6 protein-coding genes are annotated in these 10,300 nt (G+C 69.3%); 2 read left to right on the top strand and 4 right to left on the bottom strand.

What is annotated here, in order from left to right:
* Window positions 1–2,458 (top strand): hypothetical protein (locus tag LLH23_05875; GenBank protein ID MCE5238002.1); only part of this gene is annotated, 2,458 nt, incomplete at its 5' end.
* Window positions 2,459–2,533: 75 nt separating this feature from the next.
* Here the strand turns inward: LLH23_05875 and LLH23_05870 are convergent.
* A complete protein-coding gene (locus tag LLH23_05870) occupies window positions 2,534–7,108 on the bottom strand; it encodes a beta-galactosidase (GenBank protein ID MCE5238001.1) in 4,575 nt (1,524 codons plus the stop codon).
* A 227-nt stretch (window positions 7,109–7,335) separates the two neighbouring features.
* Here LLH23_05870 and LLH23_05865 point away from each other — a divergent pair, with 227 nt between their 5' ends.
* Window positions 7,336–7,749: a hypothetical protein gene (locus LLH23_05865; GenBank protein ID MCE5238000.1), complete on the top strand. Its 414-nt coding sequence runs from the start codon at window positions 7,336–7,338 to the stop codon at window positions 7,747–7,749.
* 17 nt (window positions 7,750–7,766) lie between these two features.
* Here LLH23_05865 and LLH23_05860 read toward each other — a convergent pair whose 3' ends face one another.
* From LLH23_05860 to LLH23_05850, 3 genes are all read right to left on the bottom strand, one after another.
* The gene (locus LLH23_05860) at window positions 7,767–8,684 is read right to left on the bottom strand and encodes a glycosyltransferase family 2 protein (protein ID MCE5237999.1); all 918 of its coding nucleotides are present in this window, start codon (window positions 8,682–8,684) and stop codon (window positions 7,767–7,769) included.
* Window positions 8,685–8,708: 24 nt separating this feature from the next.
* Window positions 8,709–9,137 carry a zinc finger Ran-binding domain-containing protein gene (locus LLH23_05855; GenBank protein ID MCE5237998.1) on the bottom strand — a complete coding sequence of 143 codons (429 nt, stop codon included), beginning with the start codon at window positions 9,135–9,137 and terminating at the stop codon, window positions 8,709–8,711.
* A gap of 56 nt (window positions 9,138–9,193) precedes the next feature.
* Window positions 9,194–10,300: sulfatase-like hydrolase/transferase (locus LLH23_05850; GenBank protein MCE5237997.1), on the bottom strand; the 1,107-nt coding region annotated here is incomplete at its 5' end.

Here is a 10,300-nt window from a genome sequence, read left to right as displayed (position 1 = left end):
CGAGATCACGAACTCGATCGCGCTGGGGGACATTCGGAGCCTGGTGAACGTGTCGTCTCTGGCCGCGCTGGGCAGTGGCCCCTCGGGAGTGGCGGCAGCCAGCGACGGGGCGGTGTACGTGACGGGTGGGAACCAGGTGCTGAAGGTGCAGGGCGGGGCGGTGTCGGTGCTGGCCGGCGACGGCGTGGCGGGGTATGTGGATGGCCTGGGGACGGCGGCCCGGTTCGACAACCCCACGGGCATCGCGCAGAACCCGGTGGACGGGTCGCTGATTGTGGCGGACTACACGCGGCACCGCATTCGGCGGGTGACGCTGGCTGGGGTGGCGTCGCTGGTGGCGGGGACGGGGGTGGAGGGCGGCACCAACGGCACGGGGAGCACGGCGACGTTCAGCCGTCCGGCGGGGGTGGCGGTGGATGCCGCTGGCGTGATCTACGTGGCGGAGCAGGGGGGCCACCGGGTGCGGCGGATCGCGCTGAGTAGCGGCGACGGGACACTGCCGTCGCACTACCTGGTGACGACGCTGGCGGGGTCGGGTGCGGCGGGGTTCGCGGAGGGGAATGGGACGGCGGCGTCGTTCAACGGTCCACGGGGCGTGGCGGTGGATGAGGACGGGAACGTGTACGTGGCGGATGCGGGCAACTACCGGGTGCGGGTGGTGCGGCCGACGGGTCAGGTGACGACGGCCGCGGGGTCGGGCAGTGGCGGCGCGACGGACGGCTATGGGAACGTGGCGACCTTCAACTCGCTGTACGGTGTGGCGGCGCTGCCGGACCGGGGTCGAGGGGTGTCGCTGGTGGTGGCGGACATGAACGCGCGGACGCTGCGGCAGTTGCGGCTGCGCGAGGGTGCGGCGATCGGGAGTTCGTCGAACTGGATCGTGCAGACGCTGGCGGGCCAGAACGGGGTCGCCGGGTCGACGGACGGTACCGGGGACGTGGCGCGGTTCCATACGCCGCGTCTGGTGGCGGCGGCGAGCAGCGGGACGCTGTACCTGGCCGATAACGGAAACAGCAGTATCCGCCGGGTGGTGCCCGCCGGCGGGTACTTCCCTCTGGGCGAGGTGGGTGCGGCGCCGAGCGAGCCGGTGGTGCTGGCGAACGCGGCGGGGATGGTGCCGTGGTCCGGGGGCGATCCGCGGCCGTACCTGGCGTGCCCGGACCTGGCGGCGGGGGCGACGAGTGAGCCGGTGAAATGGACCTTCGCGGTGCCTGCGGGGGTCAGCGCCTTCGAGTTCACGGTGACGGTGGCGGCGGCGACGGACCCGTACTCGCCGCCCGAGGCGGTGAACAAGGACAGCAGCGGCGGCAAGGGCTCGCCGCAGGTGTCGGTCCGTACTCTGGCCGGCTCCACGACGGGTCAGAACGGCTTCGTGGACGGCATGGGGGCCAACGCACGCTTCCGGCTCCTTGTCGGTCTCACCGTGGACAGCGACGGGGTGGCGTACGCCGCCGACGCCGACAACAACGCCATCCGACGGATCGAGCCGGGCGGCCGCGTGACCACGGTCGCCGGGAGCCTGGGCACTGCCGGGCACGTCAACGGCCTGGGCAACGTGGCGCAGCTCAGCTACCCATGCGGCGTTGCCGTCGTTCCTGATGGCATCCTCTCGACCTCCGGCTCCCTGCCAGCCGGTACGGACACGACCTTCCTGGTGGTCACAGATCTGGACAACGACCGGGTGCGGCTGATCCGTAGCCCCCAGACGGGCTGGACGGCGGCGCTGCCCTGGGAACCGTGGAACCCGGCCTTCTACCAGGTGGCGACGATTGCCGGCGACGGTACCTCGGGCTACAACAACGGCAGCGGGAATGTCGCCCAGTTTGCTGCCCCCGGAGCCGTGGCGGTCGGACCTGGCGGCATCGTCTACATATGCGAGCGCGCCGGTGGCAGCCGGGTGCGCACACTGCGCTATACCGGCGGTGACCCGATGGTCGCCACGAACTGGCAGGTAGGCCTGCTGGCGGGCTCCACCTCCGGCGCCAGCGGCTACGTGGACGCCACCGGCTCTTCCGCCCAGTTCACCGACCCGCGCGGCATCACGGTCGGCCCCGATGGCACCGCGTATGTGGCGGATACCTACAACCATTGTATCCGCAAGGTCACGCCCGACGGCGTCGTGACGACGCTGGCGGGGACGAACACGAGCGGCTATGTAGACAGCTCAGGCACTGCCGCGCGCTTCTACTGCCCATGGGCTGTCGCGGCGGGACCGGACGGCTACCTCTTCGTGGCCGATCGCTACAACTACCGCATCCGGCGCGTTAGCCCGACTGGCGTCGTGCGCACAGTGGCCGGCACCGGCTCGTCGGGGCGGGAAGACGGACGCGGTGACACCGCCGAGTTCGCCGATGATCTGGGCATCGCGGTGAGCCCTGGTGGGGATGTCTACGTGGCCGAGGCCGAGTGCATCCGCCTGGTCGAGCGGATTGTCAGCGTCGCCCTTGCCGGCGACTGAACCGACCCGGGAACTGAACGAACACCCACCGGGCGAGGGCGCAGGCCCTCGTCCGGTCAGCGTTCTCTCGTCGGGCTACCGCACCGTCACGACCATGGCGCCCACGACCCGGGTGGACATGTCCGTTGCGGTGACCGTCCACTTCCCAGTTGCGTCATTGAGCGCCAGGGGGACAGCCGCCGCAGCCTGCCCGCTTTGGGCCACGACGTTCTGAGCGTAGTACCTCCGCTCCCGGCCGTCAGGCCCTGCCAGGCTCACATGCAGCACGTGCGTCCCCGGCCTGGCCTTCCCCGCAGCCAGCACCGACAGCCTCAGGGCGAGCGGCTGGCCCCTGCGGACGGTTGCGGGGCCGACCACTGTCACCTTGCTGACCGCGTATGGAAGCAGTACATAGACCCGCGCCAGGCCTCGCTCCAGCGCGTCGCCGATGCGCGCCACCTTGCCCAACGCGCGTCCCGAGCGCGCTTCGTAGACGAACTGCGGGGCGGGTAGCGTCAGCGTGCAGGCCAGCTTGTCCTGGCGGTTGACCGGGCCCTGGGTGATGGACCGCACCACGCCCAGGAGTTGCCCCTGCCCCAGGTTCAGCCGCGAGACCTCCACCTGGGCATCCTGGTTGTCCGGGGCAGCGACCTGCACCGGAGCCTGGACGCCAGCCAGCGCCAGGACGCTGCGCATCAACCCTCGGAGGGGCGCCGTCAGCGTCTCCGCGCTGATCTCCTCCTCCTGCGTCTCGCCACCCACACCCCCGGCCGACACCTCGGCGTACGTGTTCAAACTGGCATTCAGGAAGATCGTCCGGCCCTTGCCCACACGGTTGGCAATGATCGCCGGCTTGTCGCCCACCGTCGCCAGCGCCGTGCCTGTGGTCACCTGCAGGTCAGGGCTGCCTGAGGCCACTGTTACGGTCCCCGGCCACGCCGCGGTAATGCCCTGGCGGCTCACCTGTAGCGGCCGGGCCACCAGCTCAGGTGGGGCCAGCGGCTGCTTGACCCCGAACAGGTCGTCGAGCATCGCCTGCGGTCGGCCATGGACGTCGCGCACGCCGCAGTAGCTGTCGGCGATCACCGTCCCGCCCTGTTGCACGAAGCTCCGAATCGACGCTGCCTCCCGCTCGCTGACTGCTGACGACCACGGCAGGATCAGCACCTTGTACTTCTTCAGTTCCCCCTGCACCATCTGCTCCTCGTGCACGAAGTTGTACTGCAGGTGGAGCTGGCCCAGGATCATCCCCAGGTTCGCAAGGTTGTTGTCAAACCGGCGCATGCGGTCACGGCTGTCGAACAGCCCCGTGGCTGTGGCGGCATGCACGCTCGCGGGCGAGTAGTGGATGGCGATGCCGTCGTGGGCATACCGGGCGCACATGAACAGCCGCCCGAAGCCATCCTTCAGTTGCCGTATCTCCTCGAACGTGAAGGGCGCCTTGTGGGTCAGCGTCATGTCCGGGCGTATGAGTGGGCAGTTGAGCGTGTCGCTCACCAGCGTGTAGTAGTTCACGCCGTTGCTCCCGTGGAACACCAGGTCCCATGGTCCATACCGGGTCCTCTGCTCGTCGTTGTCCTTGTAGTCGTAGCCCAGGAAACTGGACACGAAGGTCCCGGGCCGAGCGAACGAGCGCTGCATCTGCCGCTGGATGCCGCCGTAGCTGGACAGATGGGTGATCGGCCCCTGCATCAGCTTCCACCAGTCGTGCCCGCTGAACGAGTTCACCCCCGGCGTGCCCGAGATGCCCACCCTCGCGGCGGGGATGTGCTTCGTGATCAGCCCCTTGCACCAGTCGTGGTACTCGGCGAACAGGCTCTCCATGTAGCGCCGATGGTCGAGCCAGGCGCCCAGGTTCGGCTTGCCCTGCACATCGGTGAGCCGGGCAGGCTCCACGGCGTCCCACGAGGCGAAGCGGGCGCCCCAACTCGCGTTCAGCGCGTCCAGCGAGGGGTACTGCTGCTTGAGGTACTCGCGGAACGCCGCCAGGCAGGTGGGGGAGGTGCAGTAGTCGCGCCACGCCCCCAGCGTGGACTCGTCGCCCAGTGACCACTCCGTGACCCCATAGGGGCGCGCCTCGGCCGCCAGCTTCTCGATGCGCTCGGCGGTCTTGGCGCGGAAGGCGGGGTCGGTGAGACACGGCACACGCACCCGGCTCTCGTCGCCCGGAGGGTTCTCCGGCGCCACCCGCGACACGTTCTCCGGCCCGTGACGCAGGTTACCGTAAGCCGCGTTGCGAGCGCGCCATGTGCCCGGCAGGGACACATACCCATCGAGCCCGATGTCCCGCAGGAGCTGGTCTCCGTAGTAGGCTGTCGGCTGGAACTCCCACGAGTACCACGCCATGAAGGTGTAGTCATCCCGCTCCGGCAGGTCCAGCCAGACGCGCTCCAGACGCCGACCGAGCGTCCTCTCGCCCTGCACCAGGGACACGAACAAGTCAGCTTCGAGCGTCAGCGGCGTGCAGCCCGGCAGCGTTAGCACCGTCTCCGGTCCGGTTACCGGGGTCGCCGGGGGGGAGGCCAGCTTGCGGCCATAGGTATCCACGAGTTCCGTGCGCAGGGCCAGGCCTTGACCATCACCGCTGAGCTTGACCGTGGCCCTGATCGGCGCCTGCGGGGCATACACCGGCTGGTCGAGGGTCACGCCATCAATTCGCGCCCCGTTGTCCGTGGCATAGCTGGTCGAGCCGAAGTCCATGACCTTGCCCGCCACGTCGCGCAGCCACACGTCCACTCCGTGCGCCCCGTTGGTGTCGGCCGGGACGGGTATCTCGGCCACGAGACCTGCTGCCGGCACGTCGCGCGTCTCGGTGCGCAGAGGGTTGAAGAACACGTCTCGCACCACCACCTCGAGCTTCGCCGGAGCGGACAGCGGTACGACCCTGACGCTCAGCTTCTCGGGCGTCGCGGCGATCTGTTCGAGCTTGCGGTCGTTCCGCCCCGCAGCCCACAGGATGGTCTTGCACAGCGCCGCCCACTGGTACTCCAGCGGCGAGTTGGCATCATCGTCTAGCGCTTCCAGCCCCCAGGACGGGGTGAGCGAGTGCGCGGAGGCCGTGTAGGCCCCGGGGTCCACCAGCGCCACCCGTCCCTGGCCATACTGCGCCAGGCGGAAGTGCGACTTGGCGGGCTTGTGGTAGGCGGGGATCAGCGCCATCGGCACCAGGTCGGTGAGGCCCTGATCGCCCGTGAGCGGCGTCTGGGTCCAGAACTCCTCCACCGGCTTGACAAACGGCGCCGCGCTGTTGACCAGCACCAACCCCATGCCGTCCCGCACCCGCGTCCGGATCTGCTCGAGCAGCGCCTTCGGCATCGCGTCCCAGCGGAAGCCCCCGACGACCATCACCTCGACCGCGGGCAGGGCCTGCTCGACCTGCTCCTGCATCAGCGTCCCCAGCGGCGTGGCCCGGTAGTACGAGTAGTGCGACACCGGCACGTAGTCCAGGTCCAGTCGCTGCGCCAGCTCGCAGACATCGCGCATGTCGTCGCTGTAGCACATCACGATGGACTTGATGGCGCCGCCCGCCAGCGGCGTCGCCCACTTCACATGCGGCGTCTCGGGGAAGTGGCCGCGCGTGTAGGTCGTGGGGGAGAGGGAGTACTGCGCGAAGGCCATCTCTACCCGGCTGCGCGCCGGGCCCTCGAACCGGGCCAGCGCGGGGTCGAAGTCGCCCTTGTACACCTCGACCTCGTCACTGAACACGGTGGAGCCGGTCGCCGTGAGGCGCACCATTACATAGCGGCCACGGGTCTGGAGGCCACCGGCCAGGAACTTGTGGACATACCAGCTCTTGCCGTCCTGCTTGAGGCCCTTGGGAGTCAGGTGGGCCACTTCGTAGAAGCGGTCATTGTCGTCGCTGACGAGGTAGGTGATCTCACCGGGGAACTGCACCCCGGCCGCGCCGCCGCCGGGGCAGTTGACCATGATCCCCGAGATGGGCTGCACGCGGCCCAGGTCAATGGTGATCTGGGGGCTGTAGAGGTACCATCCCACGGTGCTCTTCTGCGTCCAGAAGTACCCCACCGTGTACTGCCCGTCGGTTAGCTGCCTGGTGTCGTCCGGGTCGGTGCAGTACTCGTAGTTCGGCGGCGGCGACAGCTCGTAGGGCTTGCCGAGGGCGAGGTTCTCCCGCTGCGGGCCCTGCTCTACGGCTGTGAGCAGGGGCTTGGCCGAGGTCGCGTCCGTAACCATCACGTCGTCGAACCACGCGCTGCCACCGGCCTGCGCCAGGGCCAGCTCCACCGTGACCTTGCCGTTGTTGCCGGGATTGAAGGGCAGGACGAGGCGCGTCCAGGCGTTGTCGCCGGTCAGGGGCCTGGTCTCGGCGACCACCTGCCCCGTCTGGCCCAGGAGCCGCAGGCGCGCGCCAGTCCCGACCACTTTCTCTGTCCGCACCCACGTCCAGGCCACGTACTCCTGCTGGCCGCACTGGACCACCTGGGTCGCGGTCGTGGTGCCCGGGGCGGCCTGCTGCAGCCTCAGCCCCATCGCACCGACGTAGAACTGGGCGTTGTCGAGGGTCGCTGCTCCGGTGAGTGTCCAGGCGCTCGGCAAGCCGCCCTGCACTTGCTCGAAGCCGGGGTTGCGGACCAAGTTCGGGGTCGTCTGCGCCCCGGCGGTGCACACGGCCAGCAGCATGAGAAGCGGCGCGATAGCCTGGCGTGACATGGCAGGGGTCTCCTGTGGTGCAGTGTGGGGGCCGTCCGCCGTTCTGGCCGTCCCTGCCCGACACTTCCCTCCCACGCCGTCCATCCCTCCAGGACAAGCACGTCGCCTCAAGACCATCGCGCATCTGCCGATGTGTCAACTACAGTGACGGGCCGCGCGCCGCGGGCTCGCCAGGGGCAGAGGCTTCGGGCGGTGCAGCCGGGTCCACGTTCGAGGAGGCAACACAGGTGAACGAGGCATACGCGACGGCGTTGAGGCAAGATGCGGCGGCCTGGGAGGCACTGCAGGCCCTCGCACAGGAGCACCGCGCGGCGATCATGGCTCACGAAGCCCGGCGCGTGGATGACCTGCGGCGCCACCTGCGCGAGGCGCTGGGCCGGGCCCTGGAGACCCATCGGGAGGCCCTGCACCGCAAGCCTCCAGTCGCAGACCCCGAGTGCGCGGACCTTGAGCGGCAGGCCGAGCGCGCCTGGTTGACGGCGCGGGACGCCATCCGCCTCAACCTCGCGCTTCTGCGCGACACTTGCGACTACCTGGAGGGGGTAACGGCCGCGGGGCGATCGGGTGTAGCCCGGCCCGGCCATGGCCGGGGACGACGGCCGAGGGTGGTGGCCGTGTCGGCAGACCGCAAGGTGGCGTGAGGGGCGTCGGGGCGCCGTCAGCGGCGGCGCACCTGCAGGTCCAGCGCCCGCGCGAACAGCGTCGTGCGCTGCACCAACGGTCGCACCAGCCCCAGCGTGAGGATGCTGCCCAGCAGCGCTCCACACAGGCGCAGGGACGTGCCCGTGAGCCCGAGGACCCGCGCGATGCCTCCGGCCAACGCCCCCTCGTGCAGCCGGAAGTACCGCGCCGCGGCCCGGTTGTACGAGGCGATCATCTCCGCACGACACTGGCGCGAGCTGGCGCCGTGGTGGTGCAGCATGATCGCCTCGGGCACGTAGTACAGCTCCCACCCGGCGCGGCGAAAGCGCAGTGCCCAGTCGCTGTCCTCGCAGTACATCCAGTAGCCCTCATCCATGGGACCGACGGCGGCAATCGCCTCGCGGCGCACCAGCAGCGCCGCGCCGTCCAGATGCTCGACCGAGCGCGGTGCGGCACCGTCCACGGCGCCTCCGGGACGTCCGCGCCCACGCGACAGCTTGTCCAACAGGAGTTGCTGGCAGGCGAACTGCCCCAGCGTAAAGCCTCGCCGCCAGGTCTGCTGCGGCCGGCCGTCCGGCAGAATGAGCTGCGGGCCGCACATCCCCGCCTGTGGCGTGTCGGCCATGAAGGCCAGCAGCCGGTCCACCGTCCTCTCGCGGACCTCGATGTCGCTGTTGAGGATGAGCACGTCGCTCGCTTCGTCCTCGCGCAGCCCCTGGTTGATCGCCGCGGCATAGCCCACGTTGGCGTCGTTGGCGATCACCTGTACGTACGGGAACTCGCGCCTGACCATGGCGACGGTGTCGTCGGCCGAGGCATTGTCCACGACGACGATCCGGTGGTCACAGGAGGGCGGATGCGCCGCCAGGGAGGCCAGGCAGTTGCGCATCAGCTCACAGGTGTTGTAGCTGATGATGATGACTGAGATGCTCATGGTGTGGGTGGCGCTACGGGCGGGTCAGTGGTCTGTGATGATGGCCGCCACGATCGCGATCACGATGAAGACGTTGACCAGGGCCCAGAAGCCGCCGCAGATGATCCCGACCCAGGCATGTGTCGTGCCCCGGACCTCCGGGTGGGCCCGGGCCAAGCGCAGCCCCTTGATCCCCAGCACGAGCGCCGCGATGCCCATCGGCAGACCGGCGAGGGGCAGCAGCGAGAACAGGCCGATATAGTACGCCGCCAAGGCCTGCGGGTTGCGGGACGGAATGAGCGCATCAATGCCCGAAGCGGCCGGCGCGGGCGCGTAGACCCGCGCCGGCGGAGGGGGCAGGGGAACGCGCGGCGCGGCCGCGGCCGTCAGCGGCGCTCCGCACGACAGGCACGTTGCGTCGGTCGCGTAGTTGCTCTCACCGCACTTTGGACAAGGCCTCTTCTCGGCTGACATGGTGTCCCTCCCTGTGGTGGCCTAGCGGCTACCTGCGGCTCTGCAGAGCCGCACTCCTAGTCGCCGGTATCCGGCTCCCTCAGACCGTCCTTGTCCGCCTCGACATGCCGGGCGAACCACGCCTCCATCTCCCCGCGCAGTTCCCGGATGCGCGCATGTTGCGACGGCACGTTCGCCAGGTTCTCCCGCTCGTCCGGGTCGTTCACGAGATCATACAGCTCGTTGTAGCCGTACCCGTGCCGGTACACGTACTTCCACTCCTCGGTGCGGATCATGCGCACCGGGCCATACTCATCGTAGACGCAGACCAGCTCGCGGGGGGCCGCGTCGCCGCCGGTGAGCAGCGGAGCCACGCTGTGGCCCGGCAGGTTGCGGCCCTCGGGCAGCGGCAGGCCCAGCAGGTCCAGCAGCGTGGGCATGAAGTCATAGGCGCTGACCAGGCTCGATACCGCCTGCCCCTCGGGGAGCACACCGGGCTGGCTCATGATGAACGGCACCTTGACCGAGTTCTCGAACATGTTGCGCGGGTAGGTGCCGTTGCCCTTGCCCCAAAAGCCGTGGTGCCCGCACGAGAACCCGTTGTCCGAGCCGAAGACGATGAGCGTGTCGCGCGCCAGGTCATGCGCCTCGACCCAGTCCAAGAGACGCCCGATGTTGGTGTCCATGGCCGTGACCGCCGCGAAGTAGCCCTTCAGCATCTCGCGGTTGCCGAGGCACTGGTCGGTCAGCGGCCCCGCCCCCGGATGGCGCGGCTCCTGGGGGCAGGAGGCAAAGGGGCAGTCGTCGTACGAGTCGACGACGTCCTGCGGATGGCCTACCCACGGGCTGTGCGGGGCGGTATAGCCCACATAGAGGCAGAACGGGTCGCTGCCCTGGCGGTCCAGGAAGCCCAGCGCCTCATCGGTGATGACATCGGTGACGTAGCCCGGTTCCTCATAGGGCACGCCATCGCGGATCATCGGCGCGTTGAGGTATGGCCCGCCGCCGAGCTGGTGGGCATACCAGAAGCCGAACCCGTGCTGGGGGTGGAGGCTGTCGCCCATGTGCCACTTCCCCGACAGCCCGCAGGTGTAACCGTGCTCGGCCAGGACATCCGTGTAGCCGACTTCACTGGCGAGGAACTGCACCGCGCCCGGCCCCATGTTCTCCCCGCGTATCCACTG

This window comes from bacterium (assembly GCA_021372615.1).
Classification (GTDB): Bacteria; Armatimonadota; Zipacnadia; order Zipacnadales; family UBA11051; genus JAJFUB01.
This window is presented reverse-complemented; position numbering and strand designations above follow the sequence as displayed.